The 15,142-nt window shown below is 72.1% G+C and carries 14 protein-coding genes; 4 read left to right on the plus strand and 10 right to left on the minus strand.

What is annotated here, in order from left to right:
- Positions 1 to 191 precede the first annotated feature (191 nt).
- The 6 genes from pyrE to ACWF9Z_RS17900 all read right to left on the minus strand — a co-directional run bounded on the left by pyrE (position 192) and on the right by ACWF9Z_RS17900 (position 5,500).
- Positions 192 to 731: an orotate phosphoribosyltransferase gene (pyrE, locus tag ACWF9Z_RS17875; RefSeq protein WP_453603161.1), complete on the minus strand. Its 540-nt coding sequence runs from the start codon at positions 729 to 731 to the stop codon at positions 192 to 194.
- 21 nt (positions 732 to 752) lie between these two features.
- Positions 753 to 1,541 carry an aldose epimerase family protein gene (locus ACWF9Z_RS17880; protein ID WP_453603162.1) on the minus strand — a complete coding sequence of 263 codons (789 nt, stop codon included), beginning with the start codon at positions 1,539 to 1,541 and terminating at the stop codon, positions 753 to 755.
- A gap of 25 nt (positions 1,542 to 1,566) precedes the next feature.
- A complete protein-coding gene (locus ACWF9Z_RS17885; RefSeq protein ID WP_453603164.1) occupies positions 1,567 to 2,571 on the minus strand; it encodes an SRPBCC family protein in 1,005 nt (334 codons plus the stop codon).
- A gap of 55 nt (positions 2,572 to 2,626) precedes the next feature.
- Positions 2,627 to 4,273, minus strand: a complete 1,647-nt coding sequence (locus ACWF9Z_RS17890; protein ID WP_453603165.1) for a polyamine aminopropyltransferase — start codon at positions 4,271 to 4,273, stop codon at positions 2,627 to 2,629.
- A gap of 101 nt (positions 4,274 to 4,374) precedes the next feature.
- On the minus strand, positions 4,375 to 4,953 hold the full coding sequence (locus ACWF9Z_RS17895; RefSeq protein WP_453603167.1) for a DUF2617 family protein: 579 nt from the start codon (positions 4,951 to 4,953) through the stop codon (positions 4,375 to 4,377).
- 331 nt (positions 4,954 to 5,284) lie between these two features.
- A complete protein-coding gene (locus tag ACWF9Z_RS17900) occupies positions 5,285 to 5,500 on the minus strand; it encodes a hypothetical protein (protein WP_453603169.1) in 216 nt (71 codons plus the stop codon).
- Positions 5,501 to 5,636: 136 nt separating this feature from the next.
- Between ACWF9Z_RS17900 and ACWF9Z_RS17905 the strand changes: the two genes are divergently transcribed.
- The gene (locus tag ACWF9Z_RS17905; protein ID WP_453603170.1) at positions 5,637 to 6,839 is read left to right on the plus strand and encodes a pyridoxal phosphate-dependent aminotransferase; all 1,203 of its coding nucleotides are present in this window, start codon (positions 5,637 to 5,639) and stop codon (positions 6,837 to 6,839) included.
- A gap of 280 nt (positions 6,840 to 7,119) precedes the next feature.
- Here ACWF9Z_RS17905 and ACWF9Z_RS17910 read toward each other — a convergent pair whose 3' ends face one another.
- On the minus strand, positions 7,120 to 7,605 hold the full coding sequence (locus ACWF9Z_RS17910) for a prevent-host-death family protein (protein ID WP_365471284.1): 486 nt from the start codon (positions 7,603 to 7,605) through the stop codon (positions 7,120 to 7,122).
- A 324-nt stretch (positions 7,606 to 7,929) separates the two neighbouring features.
- Between ACWF9Z_RS17910 and ACWF9Z_RS17915 the strand changes: the two genes are divergently transcribed.
- A complete protein-coding gene (locus ACWF9Z_RS17915; protein ID WP_453603173.1) occupies positions 7,930 to 9,186 on the plus strand; it encodes a mannosyltransferase family protein in 1,257 nt (418 codons plus the stop codon).
- 82 nt (positions 9,187 to 9,268) lie between these two features.
- On the opposite strand, the gene ACWF9Z_RS17920 is transcribed toward ACWF9Z_RS17915, so the two are convergent.
- Together ACWF9Z_RS17920 and clpB are read right to left on the minus strand one after the other, a co-directional pair.
- Positions 9,269 to 9,823, minus strand: coding sequence for a YbjN domain-containing protein (locus ACWF9Z_RS17920; protein WP_453603174.1), 555 nt, complete (start codon positions 9,821 to 9,823; stop codon positions 9,269 to 9,271).
- Positions 9,824 to 10,009: 186 nt separating this feature from the next.
- Positions 10,010 to 12,619, minus strand: a complete 2,610-nt coding sequence (gene clpB, locus ACWF9Z_RS17925; RefSeq protein ID WP_453603176.1) for an ATP-dependent chaperone ClpB — start codon at positions 12,617 to 12,619, stop codon at positions 10,010 to 10,012.
- 111 nt (positions 12,620 to 12,730) lie between these two features.
- On the opposite strand from clpB, the gene ACWF9Z_RS17930 reads away from it, so the two are divergent.
- Entirely contained in the window at positions 12,731 to 13,165 is a 435-nt protein-coding gene (locus ACWF9Z_RS17930) for a pyridoxamine 5'-phosphate oxidase family protein (RefSeq protein ID WP_453603178.1), read from the plus strand.
- A 145-nt stretch (positions 13,166 to 13,310) separates the two neighbouring features.
- Here the strand turns inward: ACWF9Z_RS17930 and ACWF9Z_RS17935 are convergent, their stop codons facing one another.
- On the minus strand, positions 13,311 to 13,622 hold the full coding sequence (locus ACWF9Z_RS17935; RefSeq protein WP_356651333.1) for a (2Fe-2S)-binding protein: 312 nt from the start codon (positions 13,620 to 13,622) through the stop codon (positions 13,311 to 13,313).
- Positions 13,623 to 13,930: 308 nt separating this feature from the next.
- Between ACWF9Z_RS17935 and ACWF9Z_RS17940 the strand changes: the two genes are divergently transcribed.
- Positions 13,931 to 14,971 carry a helix-turn-helix transcriptional regulator gene (locus tag ACWF9Z_RS17940; RefSeq protein ID WP_453603180.1) on the plus strand — a complete coding sequence of 347 codons (1,041 nt, stop codon included), beginning with the start codon at positions 13,931 to 13,933 and terminating at the stop codon, positions 14,969 to 14,971.
- The last annotated feature ends 171 nt before the right edge of the window (positions 14,972 to 15,142 follow it).

The following is a 15,142-nucleotide window of genomic DNA, read 5'->3' on the forward strand; positions in this document are numbered from 1 at the left end:
TGTGGTGGGTGGGGGGAGATTTTGTCCCGCGCCGGGCCCGCCCGGCGGGGGGGGGGGGCGCACCGGGGGGGGGGGGGGGTTGTTTTTATAACATCAAAACCCCCCCCCCGGCCGGAAAAGACCAGGTCAGAGCCTGATCGCGAACGTCTCGGGACCTAAGTCACCCATGGTGCGAAGGAACGGACCGGCGTCTAGGAAAGGCCGAGATCGTCCAGCTGGTAGCCCGTGAGGTAGGGCAGGCCGGCCGCGGCGATGGCGTCGGCCGCGCCGCGGTCCACGATCGTGGCGACGGCGACGACCTCGCCGCCGGCCTCGCGGACGGCCTCGACGGCGGTCAGCGGGGAGCCGCCGGTGGTCGAGGTGTCCTCGACCACCAGGCAGCGCTTGCCCTGCACGTCGGTGCCCTCGATGCGGCGCTGCATGCCGTGCGCCTTCTGCGCCTTGCGGACGACGAAGGCGTCCAGGCGCGCGCCGCGCGCGGCGGAGGCGTGCAGCATCGAGGTGGCGACCGGGTCGGCCCCCAGGGTCAGGCCGCCGACGCAGTCGAACTCCAGGTCGGCGGTGAGGTCGAGCATGACCTGCCCGACCAGCGGGGCCGCCTCGCCGTCCAGGGTGATCCGGCGGAGGTCGATGTAGTAGTCCGCCTCCCGACCGGAGGAGAGGGTCACCTTGCCGTGCACGACGGCCTTGTCCTTGATCTGCTGCAGAAGCGCATCGCGTACGTCACTCATGGGCATGAGCTTAAGTGCGAGCTATCCGAGCCGCCGCCAGCTCCACGTCGTGGAGATCTCCAGCGGGTCCACCGGGGTCACCAGGTGGGGCAGGGTGTTCAGGCCGTTCGGCGGCCCGGACTGCGGCTCCACGCAGACGGCCTCGGACTCCTCGTCGTAGACGACCACCCATTCGGAGCGGCTGGTGACCTTCAGCTCCAGGGCCTCGGGCCACGTCAGCGTGACGTCGACCCCGTACGGCATGCCGAAGCAGTCGTCCCACGGGCCGGGCTCGGGGTCGATGCGGTTGCCGGTGGGGAGGTGGTCCTCGCCCCGCTCCTCCTGCCAGCCCGCTTCGAAGTCGATGCGGACGTCGGCCCCGCCGGCGCCGAGGTTGCGGCGGAACCAGGGGTGCCAGCCGGCCTGTGCCGGGAAGGAGTCCTCGTACGTCTCGATCCCCATGGTCAGGGTCAGCCCGTTCTCGCCGAGCTCGAAGATCTGGGTGACGACGCCCTCGTAGGGCCACGGGTCGGCGAGCTGGTAGGTGAACGCGGCCTCGGTGTCGGTGGCGCGGGCCAGTCGCCAGGCGGCGTCGCGGCCGAAGCCGTGGATGGCGTGCGGCGGCTGGTTCTGCGGGAGTTGGTGGAGGGTCGCCCCGTCCTGGAACTGCCCGTTCCTGGTGCGGCCGCACCAGGGAACCATCGGGAAGGAGCCGTAGTGGGCACCTTGCCGCAGCAGTTCCGTCCCGTCGACGCGCAGACTGCTGATCCGGCAGCCGTTCTCCTGGTCGATGGTCACCTCGGCGCCGCCGGCGCGCAGTTGCGTACTCATGGCTCGACCTTAGTAGAGCCGGACGTCAGCGTCGGCGGCGAAGGGCCCGTCCCAGGAGGACCGCCGAGGCCACGGCGACGGCGACGGCCGGGGCGAGCCAGCGGAGGTCGGCGTTCGCGACGGCGGAGGTGGGGGCGGGGACTGGGGCGTAGCGGCCGCGCGGGGGTGCGTGATCGACCTCCTCCGCGCTGCGGCCGATCATCGTGCGCCGGGCGTGCGCGGCCTCGGCGGGCGGGCGCGGCGGGTCCCCGAGGTTCCCGAGCTCGGCCATGCCCTCGAAGGTGCCTTCCAGGAAGGGGTCCAGCGAGGGCGGCGGGACCTCGGTGTCGAACACCGACGCGGTGATCTCGGTGATCTCGCCGACCCCGTCGGTCCCCTCGGCGTCCGGGTCCTCGGGCTCCTCCTCGGACTCCTCCTCGGACTCGGACACCACGTCGCCGGTGATCGCGTCGTCGGTGGTCGCGTCGTCGGCCGCCCGGTCGCCGGGCCCCGCGCCGTCGGGCGTCCCGTCGGCCGCGCCGCGGGCCTCATCGGCCCCGTCGGCCCCATCGGCCCCGCCGGCGCCCTCGTCGGACGTCCCGCCGTCGGACGTCCCGTCGTCGACCGCCAGCGCCGCGAGGTGCCCGGCGGCCCGGTCCAGGAGCCGGTGCGCGGTGGTGGCCGCGGCCTCGGGGGTGAAGCCGGCGGCGCGGCCGTCGGCGGTGCCCTCCCCGGTGAACTCCAGCCGGGTGCCGCCGTCCGCCTCGGTCAGCCGGAGCGCGAGGGTGAGCTTCACGCTGCCGCTGCCCCGCACCTCCGTGCCCTCTCCGTCGACCACGAAGTGGTCGGGGTCCCGCTCGGTGACGGACAGGGAGCCCCGGTAGGTCACCGTGTGCCCGCCGACGCGCACCTTGAGCCGGCCGGACAGCGGCCCGGCGCCGGTCTCGGCGGCCTGCTGGAGCCCCGGCACGCAGCGCGCCACCCGGGCGGGGTCGCGCAGCACGGCGCGAACGTCGGCGGCGGGGACCGGAACGAACACCTGATGCTCCATGCGCTCGAGCCTACCGATGCGGCCGCTTCCCGTCAGTGAGGCGGCGAAGCCGGGTCTACGAGTACCGCGGGTGCGGCAGGGTGGAGGGCGGGAGGCCGGGGACGCGGGTGCGTTCCGCGTCGCGGGCGGCGTCGTCGAGGGACTGCGCGGACAGCGAGCGCAGGGCGGGCGTGTCCCGGTCCACGAGCAGCGCGGGGACGCGCTCGCGGGCGGCGAGGACGAAGCCCCAGTCCTGCGGGGGCAAGCCCCCGGCGGCCCCGCCGAGCACCCGGTCGGGGCCCGCGGCGTAGCCGGAGAGACGGCCGCCCGTGCTGTAGGGGGCGGTGCGCAGGCCGGCCGCGCGCAGGGTGGCCTCGACGGTCCAGTACGAACGGGCCCGGGTGGCCAGCGGTCCCGCGTGGACGGCGAGCCGCCCGCCGGGGCTCAGGGCCCGCGCGACCAGCCCGTAGAACTCCTGCGAGTACAGCTTCGTGCTGGGGGTGATCCCGGGATCGGGCAGGTCGGAGACGATGACGTCGAAGCGGCGCCGGGCGGCGGGTCCGCGCAGCCAGCGGAAGGCGTCCTCGGTGACGACCCCGAGGCGGGGATCCTCGTACGCCCGGCCGTTGAGCGCGGAGAGCATCGGGTCGGTGCGGGCGAGCCGGACGACTCCGGGGTCGAGCTCGATGACGGTGACGGAGGAGACGTCGCGGTAGCGCAGGATCTCCCGGGCGGCGAGGCCGTCGCCGCCGCCGAGGACCAGGACCCGGCCGTGCGGGCCGGTCATGGCGGGGTGGACGAGGGCCTCGTGGTAGCGGTACTCGTCGTAGCCGCTGACCCGCAGGCGGCCGTCGAGGAAGAACTCGAGGTCGCGCGGCGAGCCGGTCGCGGGCCCGGTCAGGACGAGCTCCTGGACGCCGGTCTGGACGGCGACCCGGACCTCGGCGCCGTAGACGGCGCGGCGGGCTACGCGTTCGAAGTCGTCGGCCAGGACGGTGGCGCAGCCGAGGACGACGAGGACGACGATGTTGGCGGCGACGAGCAGCCGGCGGGCGCGGCGGCTGAGATCGCGGCGGAAGAGCCACAGGACGAGGCCGCCGCCCACGAGGGCGTTGACCGTTCCGGTGAGCACGGCTCCGGTGAGCTGGCCGAGGACGGGCAGGAGCAGGAACGGGAAGGCGAGGCCGCCGACGAGGGCGCCTACGTAGTCGGCGGCGAACAGGTCGGCGACGGCGCCGCCCGCGTCCTGTCTGCGGATGCGCTGGATGAGGACCATCAGGAGCGGGATCTCCGCGCCGATGAGCACGCCGATGGCGAAGGAGAAGGCGACGAGCGCGGGCCGGGACTCCCCCAGCCAGGCGAAGGTCGCGTAGAGCGCCATGGCGGAGAGCCCGCCGAGGAGCGCCAGCGCCGACTCGATGGCGGCGAAGCCGAAGGCCGGGCGGTCGCGCAGCGCCTTGGCGAGCAGGGAGCCGACGCCCATGGCGAAGACCATGACGGACAGCACGACCGATGCCTGGGTGACGGAGTCGCCGATGAGGTACGAGCCGAGGGCGAGCAGTTCCAGTTCGTACACGAGCCCGCAGGCGGCGCAGATGAACACGGTGGCCAGGACGAGCAGCCGGCCGGTCCGCGGCCGTACGGGCAGGGCGGCGGGGACGCGGCCCGCACCGCGCGGTTCCGGAGCCGGGAGCACCCCGCGCGGGGCGGAACGGTCGATCATGCAGCGAACCGTACGTTACCGCCCGCTCGCATCCAGTCACCCACATGGGTGTAAGTGGCGCACTGGTTCGGGCAGTTGGCGTAACGGATCGGCGCCCCGGCCTAGATGAGCGCCGGTGACCCGCCGGCGGAGGCTCCGGCCGGAGCTCCGGCCTGCCCGGCCGGGCCGGCCTGGCCCCTGCGGACGCCGACGCGGGTGCGGGTGGCCACCAGTTGCCCTTCCTGCGGATAGGCGTGCCAGGTCCGCCACCGCACCTGGCCCTCGTAGCGCTGCGCGAGCATGGCGGTGAAGGCGTGCGGGCTGCCCGGGAAGGTCCCCGCGAGCCCGTTCGGGTGATCCGCGACCAGCGCGAGCAGTTCCTGCGCCCGCCCGGCGAAGGAGCCGCGCGAGAGGGTCTCGACCCGCGCGGCGAACTCGTACTCCCAGTCGCCGACCCGTTTGGCCACGCCCAGCGGCAGCGGCGTGCTGCTCCCGGGCATACAGGCGACGGTCTCCGAGCAGAGCACGTCACCCTCTTCCAGGAGCACCTGATGAGAGGCCCCCAGTAGGCGCAACTCAACTTTTGCGCCCACCAGTTCGAGGTTCAGTACGGCCAGGGCGGGCAGCCGCTCCCTCCCCAGGGCCCAGGCGAGGTCGGCGGCACGCGTGTCGGTATAGGTGGTCTGGAGGGTCGTGAGCATGAGTCGGCTCCGCAAACACGCGAGGGAGATGGGCCGGGGCCCGCCAGCGGTAGTCAACGGGTGGGGGGACACCGGCACGGGTCCACAGGAAGTCCCGGGAGGTCCGGGGACTGGTCTACTCAACCGAGGGAATCATGAAAGGCACGGCACTCACAGCGTTTTTACCCAACTTGACGGGGTTTACATCCCCTCGGGGGCTACCCGGTTCACGTGTTCAACCACATGCCGCCCGTACGCCGTAATACGCGGTGGGAACGCCCGAACAAGAAGACGCCCGACGGAAGTTGTCCCCGGCGGGCGCCTCACGTACACGCGACCACGCCGCCCCGTGTCAGCTCGATCCGCATCCTCCGCCCCCACCGCACGAGGAGGACGAGCCGCAGGAGGAGGACGATCCGCACGAGGACCCGCCGTCACCGCCGCCGGCCCACCAGCCGCCGCCCCCGCCGCCGTCCCCGCCGCTGCCACTGCCCCCGCCGCCGGTCTTGACCACTGCCAGGATGATCGCCACGACGACGATCACGAAGATCACTGCTCCGAGAACCATCTCCTCGCCCCCCTCTTCGCCCCCGGTCCCCCGGGGTGCGGGATCCGGACGTCCCGCGTGCAGGGGGGATGCCCGGTGCCCTCGCGGCCCAAAGCACACTTGAGCAAGTCCAGAGCTTCCGCGCAGGATGGCGACCATGAGCGCTCCCGTGACCGCACCAGCAAGCAGCAACGGCCCCGACCGCCCCTTCCTGAACCGTCGTCTGGCGGCCTTCGGCACGACGATCTTCGCGGAGATGTCGGCACTGGCCACCGCCACCGGATCGATCAACCTCGGCCAGGGCTTCCCCGACACCGACGGCCCCGCCGAGATCGCCGAAGCCGCCGTCCGCGCGATCCGCGACGGCCGGGGCAACCAGTACCCGCCGGGCCCCGGCGTCCCCGAACTGCGCCACGCGATCGCCGCCCACCAGCAGCGCTTCTACGGCCTGTCCTACGACCCGGACACCGAGGTCCTCGTCACCGCGGGCGCCACCGAGGCCATCGCGGCCGCCCTCCTGGCCCTCCTGGAGCCCGGCGACGAGGTCATCGCCCTGGAGCCGTTCTACGACTCGTACGCCGCCTGCATCGCGATGGCCGGCGCCGTCCGCGTCCCGCTCACCCTGCGCGCGCCCGATTTCCGCCTCGACGTGGACGCGCTGCGCGCCGCGGTGACCCCGCGGACCCGGCTGCTGCTCCTGAACACCCCGCACAACCCGACGGGCACGGTGCTCACGCCCGCCGAACTGGCCGCGATCGCGGAGCTGGCCGTCTCCCGCGACCTGCTGGTCATCACGGACGAGGTGTACGAGCACCTAGTCTTCGAGGGCACCCACATCCCGCTGGCGGGCCTGCCGGGCATGCGGGAGCGCACGGTCACGATCTCGTCCGCCGGCAAGACCTTCTCCTTCACGGGCTGGAAGGTCGGCTGGCTGACCGGCACGCCGGAGCTGGTCACGGCGGTCCGCTCGGCGAAGCAGTTCCTGACGTACGTGTCCTCGGGGCCCTTCCAGTACGCGATCGCGGAGGCGCTGGTCCTGCCGGACGCGTACTACGAGGGCTTCCGCGCGGACCTGGCCGCGAAGCGCGACCTGCTGGCCGGCGGTCTCGAGGCGGCGGGATTCGAGGTCTTCCGCCCGCAGGGCACGTACTTCGTCACCACCGACATCACCCCGCTGGGCGAGAGCGACGGACTGGCCTTCTGCCGGTCCCTGCCCGAGCGCTGCGGGGTCGTCGCGATCCCGAACCAGGTGTTCTACGACGACAAGGCGGCGGGCGCCACCCAGGTCCGGTGGGCCTTCTGCAAGCGGACGGCGGTCCTGCAGGAGGCGGTGGAACGCCTCGGCCGGCTGGCCCGCTGAGAGCGAGCCGGATGGATGTGCGGGCATGGGGCCCGGCCTTTCAGCCAGCCCCGTGCCGCACGGGAACTACGAGTGGTGGCGAGCCTCCCGCGTAGCTGGTGCTGACGGTTCCAGTTGTCACGCGACAGCGGGCCGGTGCGCAACGCCTCCAGGCATCGGTGGGCACTTGGCAGCGCCGCGCGACACAGTTCCTCCCAGCCCGTCACCGCCTCCGTGGTCCCGAAGACCACATTCCAGCCGCTCAGGGGTGGAACGCTGACACGATCGCCCTTCTTCGGGCTCACCCGCCCACCTCGACCGGACCCAGGTCCTCCCCGTCGAGCGGACGCAGAGCTTCCTTGAGCTGCTCCGGATCGGCGTTGATCCGAGCCGTCGCCCTCCAGGAGACGAGCGCGCGGTGAACGGAATCTCTGGCACCCAGCTCCGCCGCATCGGAAAGCGCTTCCAGGAGTTCGACCGTGAACGCGCGCATCTCTTCGTCGTCCAGGTGCCGCACCCACGGGAACACCTCCGGCAGCGCCAGCAGAAGCGATCGGGCTCCGTCATCGTGCTTCATGAGCGCGAGGAAGAGCCGTGACGCCGTCGTGAGGTTCTCCTCGGTGCGCTCCGCGTGCACGGCAGTCGTCAGCACCATGTCGGGTGCGTCCCGATGAGTGACGCGCAGAGCCCCCAGGGCTGCAGCCCGGGCGGCTACGGCCTTCGGGTTTCTCGACAGATCCGTGAACGAAACCGACTCGGGCTCGGCTCCCAGGTAAGCAAGGCTCATACTCAGACTGTACTCAGATTGTGTTCTGAGTGCCAGGCGTGTGTGGGCGCTCCGTGCGCATACCTTGCCCTTCTGCAAGCGGACGGCGGTCCTGCAGGAGGCGGTGGAACGCCTCGGCCGGCTGGCCCGCTGAAAGAGCGCGCCGGCGGCCCGGCTGCGACGGCTCTGAGCCGGAGGCTCTGGGTCCGCGGCTCTGGGGCCACGGCCGCCCGCCTCCCCGCGCCCGCCTCCCCGCGCCCGCCTCCCCGCGGCCGGGCGGCCCCCCGGGGGCCCGTCCTCGTAGTGTTCCTCCGTACGCACGTCACACGAGGGAAGTCGGGATACATGGCCACCGTGTCGAGCGGCACGCCGGGGGGCGCGACAGGCGGCACCGCGGGCCGGGCGCCGGACAGCAGCACCGCCGACGGCACCGACGGCGCCGTCGGCACGCCGGAGGCGCCGTCGGACGGCATGCGGTCCGCCCGGGGCCCGGTCCCGGGCGCCCTCGTCGCGCTCGGGGTGTTCGCCGCCGTGCGCGGGCTCGGGGTGCTCGTGGTCGCCGTCGTGGCCTGGTGGACCGGGCGCAGCCCCGTGAAGCTGCTCGGGGAGTCCTGGGACTCGGTCTGGTACCTGCGGATCGCCGAGTACGGCTACGGCCGGACGCAGATGTACCCCGACATCGGCTCCCTGCAGAGCGACTCCGCCTTCTTCCCGCTCTACCCCGTCCTCATCCGCTGCGCCTCCGCCGTCCTGCCCGGCTCCCTGGCCGCGGCGGCGCTCGTCGTCGCCTGGACCGCCGCGCTCGCCGCGGCCGTCGGGGTGTACCGGGTCGGGGAGCGGCTCCTGGGGGCGCGCGGCGGGGTGCTGCTCGTCGCGCTGTGGGCCGTGCTGCCGCACGCGCTCATGCTGACCCTCGCCTACACCGAGCCCCTGCTGGCCGCGTTCGCCGCCTGGGCCCTGTACGCCCTGCTGCGCGGCCGCTGGGGGTGGGCCGCCGGGCTGGCCGTGCTCGCCGGGCTGACCCGGCCCACCGGGATCGCGGTGGCCGCCGCCGTCGTGGTGGCCGCCGCGTACGAGGTCTTCCGGCGGCGGGGCCGCGCGCCCGCGGGGGTGTGGGCCGCCGCGCTGGCCGCGCCCGCGGGCTGGGCCTCGTACGTCCTGCTCGTCGGCGTCCGCCGGGGCGATCCGCTCGGCGGCTACTTCGCCGTCCAGAGCGGCTGGGGCTCGCGCTTCGACTTCGGCGCGGCGGCGCTGCGCTCCGCCCGGCACGCGCTGACCGGGAACGTCGAGGCGGCCACCACGGTGACCGTGGTCCTGCTGGTGGCCGCGCTGGTGCTCGCCGGACTGCTCGCGGCGGACCGGACGGTCCCGCTGCCGCTGCTCGTGTACACCGGCGTGCTGCTGGCGATGACGTACGGCGGGGCGGGCTTCTTCGAGTCGAAGCCGCGCTTCCTGCTGCCCGCGTTCCCGCTGCTGCTGCCGCTGGCGGCCGTCATGGCGAGAGCCCGGCCGCGCACCGCCGTCGTGGTGACGGTGGTGCTGGCCGGGCTCTCGTACGGATACGGGCCGTACCTGCTGCTCGGATCCGGGGTGGCGCCGTAGGCCCCGTGGCTCCACGGAGCACGGGGCGGCGCCGCGGCGCCCTGAGGGGCGGCGCCGCAGTGCCGAGGGGGCGGTGCGGGACCTAGTTGGTCTCGCCGTCGCCGCCGTTCTCGCCGTTCTCGTCCTTGTCGGCGGAGTCGACGTCCGCCTCGAGGCCGAGCTGCTCGACGAGCCACTTGTCGAACTCGATCGACGCGCGGACCCAGCTGACCGTGGAGGACACGAAGTGCTCCAGGTTGACGCCGGTGCCGATCAGCATCTGCGCCTCGCCGATCAGGCGGACGGAGCCGTCGTCGTGCGTGTGGCTGTAGACCTTCGGCCACAGCGTGCGGCGGTTCCAGTCGTCGATCGACTCGAGGAGCTGCGGCTTCTCGTCGATCTTGTGCGGGCGGTCGTAGAAGGTCCGCACGGAGAAGACCTGCTGCTCGTCCTCGCCGCGGAACATGAAGTACGTGCGGAATTCCTCCCACGGCGCCGCGAGGTCGCCCTCGTCGTCGACGACGTACTTGAGCTCCATCTGCTCCAGGAGCTGCTTGACCAGATCCTGGTCGGGGACGACGGGGCCCGCCGGTCCTGTGGCCTGCGGGTCGGGCTGCTGCCCCCCGAAGTTCGGAATCGAGGCCGGGTCGATGCTCACCGTGTACTTCCCTTCGTGCGGATGCGGCCATCCTCCCCCATCGTGCCCACTCCGTGTCCACCCCCGCAGGGCCGATCCGCTCCGGGCGGACAGGAGTAGGGGCCCGGTAAGCGGGACGGATGGCCACGCAAGGGCCGATACGGGGGTGCCGGCGCCCTCCTCGGGAGCCGGCGCCCCCGGGCGGGTCTAGGGCGCCTTCCCGACCAGCAGGTCCTCGCCCGCGACGGCGACGCGGACCGTGTCCCCGTCCCGGACCCCGCCGGAGAGGATCTCCTTGGCCAGCCGGTCGCCGATCGCCGTCTGGATCAGGCGGCGCAGCGGCCGGGCACCGTACGCCGGGTCGTTGCCCTTGTCCGCCAGCCAGGCCAGGGCCTCGGGCGTGACGTCCAGGGTGAGGCGGCGCTCGGCCAGGCGCCGGGCGAGGCGGCCGATCTGGAGCTCGGCGATGTGGGCCAGCTCGGACTCGCTGAGGGCGGAGAAGACCACGAGGTCGTCCAGGCGGTTCAGGAACTCCGGCTTGAAGGAGGCCCTGACCACCTCCAGGACCCTGGCCCTCTTCTCGTCCACACCTGTGGACGGGTCCATGAGGAACTGGCTGCCCAGGTTGGAGGTCAGGATCAGGATGGTGTTGCGGAAGTCCACCGTACGGCCCTGGCCGTCCGTGAGGCGCCCGTCGTCGAGGACCTGGAGCAGGACGTCGAAGACCTCGGGATGGGCCTTCTCCACCTCGTCCAGGAGCACCACGGAGTACGGGCGGCGCCGTACGGCCTCGGTCAGCTGACCGCCCTCCTCGTAGCCGACGTACCCGGGCGGGGCGCCGACGAGCCGGGCGACGCTGTGCTTCTCGCCGTACTCCGACATGTCGATGCGGACCATGGCCCGCTCGTCGTCGAAGAGGAAGTCGGCGAGGGCCTTGGCCAGCTCCGTCTTGCCCACGCCCGTCGGGCCGAGGAAGAGGAACGAGCCGGTCGGCCGGTCCGGGTCGGCGATGCCGGCGCGGGTGCGGCGCACGGCGTCCGAGACGGCCCGTACGGCCTCGCCCTGGCCGATCAGGCGGCGGCCCAGCTCCTCCTCCATCCTCAGGAGCTTGTGGGTCTCGCCCTCCAGCAGGCGGCCGGCCGGAATGCCGGTCCAGGCGCCGACCACGTCGGCGATGTCGTCCGGGCCGACCTCGTCCCGGACCATGCTGTCCTTCGAGGCGGTGCCCGTCTTCGCGCCCGCCTTGACGGCCTCCTCCTCGGTGGCCTCCGCGAGCTCGCGCTCCAGCTCCGGGATCTCCCCGTAGAGCAGCTTGGACGCCGTGTCGAAGTCCCCGTCGCGCTGGGCCCGCTCGGCCTGGCCGCGCAGGTCGTCCAGGCGCTCCTTGAGCTCGCCGACGCGGTTGAGGGACTGCTTCTCCTTCTCCCAGCGGGCGGTGAGGCCCCGCAGGTCCTCCTCCTTGTCCGCCAGGTCCTTGCGCAGCTTGTCCAGGCGTTCGAGCGAGGCCGGGTCGGACTCGTTCTTCAGCGCCAGTTCCTCCATCCGGAGGCGGTCCACCGACCGCTGGAGCTCGTCGATCTCCAGCGGGGAGGAGTCGATCTCCATGCGCAGCCGGGAGGCCGCCTCGTCGACGAGGTCGATGGCCTTGTCGGGGAGGAAGCGGGAGGTGATGTAACGGTCGGAGAGGGTCGCCGCGGCCACCAGCGCGCTGTCGTTGATGACGACCTTGTGGTGGGCCTCGTAGCGGCCCTTGAGCCCGCGCAGGATCGCGATCGTGTCCTCGACGCTCGGCTCCGCGACCAGCACCTGCTGGAAGCGCCGCTCCAGCGCCGGGTCCTTCTCGATCCGCTCGCGGTACTCGTCGAGCGTCGTCGCGCCGACCATCCGCAGCTCACCGCGGGCCAGCATGGGCTTGAGCATGTTGCCCGCGTCCATGGAGGAGTCCCCGCCGGCGCCCGCGCCGACGACCGTGTGCAGCTCGTCGATGAAGGTGACGATCTGGCCGTCGCTGGCCTTGATCTCCGCGAGGACGGTCTTGAGCCGCTCCTCGAACTCGCCGCGGTACTTGGCGCCCGCGACCATCGCGCCGAGGTCGAGCGAGACGAGGCGCTTGTTCTTCAGGGACTCGGGGACGTCGCCCTTGACGATGCGCTGGGCCAGCCCCTCGACGACGGCGGTCTTGCCGACGCCGGGCTCGCCGATGAGCACCGGATTGTTCTTCGTGCGGCGCGAGAGCACCTGGACGACCCGCCGGATCTCCTGGTCCCGGCCGATGACCGGGTCGAGCTTGCCCTCGCGGGCGGCCGCCGTGAAGTCGGTGCCGAACTTTTCCAGGGCCTTGTACTGGCCCTCGGGGTCGGGGGAGGTCACCCGCCGCCCTCCTCTTGAGGTCTCGAATGCGGACAGCAGCTTCTTCGCGGTCGCGCCCTGGGCGGAAAGGAGCTCGCCGGCCGCGCCGCCCCGGGCGGCGATGGCGATGAGCAGGTGTTCGGTGGAGAGGTACTCGTCGCCGAGCCCGCCGGCCCGCTCGTCCGCCTCGGCCAGTACGGCGAGCAGCTCGCGCGTGGGCTGCGGGGGCGCGACCGTGGAGCCCGTGACGCTGGGCAGGGCGGCCAGCAGCCGCTCAGCGCCGGCGCGGACGGCGGCCTGGTCGGCGTCGGCCGCGGCCAGCAGATCGGTGACGTTCTCGTTGTCCTCGCCGGCGAGCAGGGCCAGCAGCAGGTGCGCGGGGGTCAGGTCCGCGTGCCCGTCCTTGACGGCCCTGCTGGTGGCCGCGTTGAGCGCGTCCCGGCTCCTGTTGGTCAGCTCGGCATCCACGGGCGGCTTCTCCCTTCCGTACGGCGTCGGCTACGACTCGTGTGCTTTACAGGCACAACGTGCATAAAGTTGAGTCTATTCCACTCAAGATGGCGGACGTACCCTTCCCGCATGCCGGTTACCAGCACAGCCCATGACGTACTCAACCCGACGCCCGAGTACCTCGCCTTCTGGCGGGAGCGGCACGTCTGCACGCTGACCACCCCGCGCCCCGACGGCAGCCCGCACGTGGTGCCGGTGGGCGTGACGTACGACCCGCAGGCCGGGCTGGCGCGGGTGATCAGCAACAAGAACAGCAAGAAGATCCGCAACGTCCTGGCGGCGCAGGCCGGCCGGCGGGACGGGGCCGGGGTCCGGGTGGCGGTCTGCCAGATGGAGGGGCGCCGCTGGGCGACGCTGGAGGGCCGCGCGGTGATCCGCACGGACGAGGCAGCGGTCGCGGAGGCGGTACGGCGCTACGCGGAGCGCTACGGGCGCACGCCCTCGCCGAACCCGGACCGGGTGGTCATGGAGATCTCCCTGGACCGGGCCATGGGGCGGGCGTAAGCGGAGGGCGCGAACGGCCGTTTCGAACCTGTCCGGTTCCGCTACTGGACAGGCACATCACAACGGCGCCATCGTGGTCAGGTCCACGATGGCGCCGTTGTGTGGGGGTAGCGCCTGAGCGATCTGCGACGACGGGGGAATCGCGTCAGGCACTGCGGGGGGTGGCACTGGTTTCGGGTTCGAAGAGCTGGTGGTCACGCTGATCCAGATTGACGAAGACCATTCCGTAGCGGATCTCGCACCGAACGGGCTGCGGCGCGCCTCGCGGGCGACGCAGGCACCTGTAGGCGCGGACGTCTTCGTCCTCCTCGCGGACCACGACGATCGGCTGACCGAAGAGGGTGACCTTCAGCGAGTCGCCGGCATAGGGAATGGCGCTCGTGAGATCGATGAACTGCCAGCCGGACCGGTACGCGGAGGCCATTTCGCGGCGGAAGCCGCGGTCGTCGGGGGTCATCAGGAAACCTTCATGGGCGCAACGTCCCAACCGCTGTCCGCCGGACTGGCCACCAGGGGGCCGGTCGGCTGCTTCACGGCCACGCGATCCCAGCCGCTGTCCGCTTGCTTGCTCCCCGTGTCCCCGCTCGCGGCGCTTACTGCCCCAAAGACCGCCACGGCGGAGAAAACAACGGCAAGCGCCGAGCGAAGCATTTTCTTGTACATGGTCGGCTTCGTCCTCACTTGATGGAATCCTCTCCCCCGCGTGACAGACGATGGCTCATTCAGGCACGTCAGTGCCACAGGGACGATGCATCATGTTCTTACATGTTCAGGACCCTGGGGGGTGGAGATTTGCCAAGAAACGACACAAATCAGACACATCCCCACCCCGTCACGTCCATGTGCGACGAGGGAGCGCGGCTCTACGCCGTCGCCCTGAGCACCGGCCGGGTGGCCCGCGCCGAGATCGAGCACGCCCCCTGCCTGCTCGAATTCGCTCTTCTGCGGCCCGACCCGGATGACGCCAACCAGCTTCGCGCGGTTCCCCCGTCCGTCGCACTCGCACAACGGCTCCACCCGATCGAACGTGAGATCCAGGACCGGCGGCGCGTCGCCGTGGACCTCACCGATGCATTCGAGCCGTTCCTGACCATCAGTGCGCAGAGTCCGGCCAACACCCATGCCATCACCGTGCTGGAAGGCCTGGACCAGATCAACGCCGCCCTCGATCTGGCCACTGCCGAGTGTCACACGGAGATGCTCACGGTCCAGCCGGGAGGAGGCCGGTCCTCCTTCGTCCTCACGGAGGCCCTGGAGCGGGACGCGCCGCTCATCGACCGCGGGGTGAGCATCCGCACCCTCTACCAGCACACCGCGCGGCACAGCCAGGGCATCCTCGCGTACGTCGACCGCATCTCCACGGGCAAGGTGGAGGTGCGCACGCTGGAGGAACTCATCGAGCGTCTCATCGTGTTCGACCGTACCGTGGCGTTCATCCCCGCGAGCGACGACCGGCGTGTCGCACTGGAGCTGCGCCACCCCGGCCTGGTGGCCTATCTCATCAAGGTGTTCGAGCAACTGTGGCGCCGTGCCGTGCCGTTGCGCGAAGAAGTGACGTACACGCACAAGCCGGATGGTATCTCCGGCGTGCAGCGCTCCATCGCCCAACTCCTCATCGAGGGGCACGTGGACGAGGCGATCGCGCGCCGGCTCGGGATGAACGTGCGGACCTGCCGCGCCCACATCGCCAAACTGGCGACGGCGCTGGGCAGCGGCAGCCGCGCGCAGCTCGGCTTCCTCATCGCCGAGTCGGGGATCCTCAAGGAACCCGGTCGGCTGACCGTCCCGCACGCGGACGAGCCGTAGGAAGAGCCGGAGCGACGGTGAGCCGGAGAGACACTGAGCCAGAAAGACGGGAGGCCCCCGGGGGGCGGGGGGCCGGGCCCCCCCGGTAACACCGCCGGCCAGGCAGCCGGCGGCGGGGGGGCCCCTACGACCGAGCGGTGGCCTGGCCCCGGCGGCGGGAAGGGGCAACTG

This window comes from Streptomyces sp. NPDC054961 (assembly GCF_053609145.1).

Coding starts and splice junctions, on each gene's coding strand:
- pyrE (WP_453603161.1), bottom strand. CDS start 731: ATGAGTGACGTACGCGATGCGCTTCTGCAGCAGATCAAGGACAAGGCC.
- ACWF9Z_RS17880 (WP_453603162.1), bottom strand. CDS start 1,541: ATGAGTACGCAACTGCGCGCCGGCGGCGCCGAGGTGACCATCGACCAG.
- ACWF9Z_RS17885 (WP_453603164.1), bottom strand. CDS start 2,571: ATGGAGCATCAGGTGTTCGTTCCGGTCCCCGCCGCCGACGTTCGCGCC.
- ACWF9Z_RS17890 (WP_453603165.1), bottom strand. CDS start 4,273: ATGATCGACCGTTCCGCCCCGCGCGGGGTGCTCCCGGCTCCGGAACCG.
- ACWF9Z_RS17895 (WP_453603167.1), bottom strand. CDS start 4,953: ATGCTCACGACCCTCCAGACCACCTATACCGACACGCGTGCCGCCGAC.
- ACWF9Z_RS17900 (WP_453603169.1), bottom strand. CDS start 5,500: ATGGTTCTCGGAGCAGTGATCTTCGTGATCGTCGTCGTGGCGATCATC.
- ACWF9Z_RS17905 (WP_453603170.1), top strand. CDS start 5,637: ATGAGCGCTCCCGTGACCGCACCAGCAAGCAGCAACGGCCCCGACCGC.
- ACWF9Z_RS17910 (WP_365471284.1), bottom strand. CDS start 7,605: ATGAGCCTTGCTTACCTGGGAGCCGAGCCCGAGTCGGTTTCGTTCACG.
- ACWF9Z_RS17915 (WP_453603173.1), top strand. CDS start 7,930: ATGGCCACCGTGTCGAGCGGCACGCCGGGGGGCGCGACAGGCGGCACC.
- ACWF9Z_RS17930 (WP_453603178.1), top strand. CDS start 12,731: ATGCCGGTTACCAGCACAGCCCATGACGTACTCAACCCGACGCCCGAG.
- ACWF9Z_RS17935 (WP_356651333.1), bottom strand. CDS start 13,622: ATGACCCCCGACGACCGCGGCTTCCGCCGCGAAATGGCCTCCGCGTAC.
- ACWF9Z_RS17940 (WP_453603180.1), top strand. CDS start 13,931: ATGTTCAGGACCCTGGGGGGTGGAGATTTGCCAAGAAACGACACAAAT.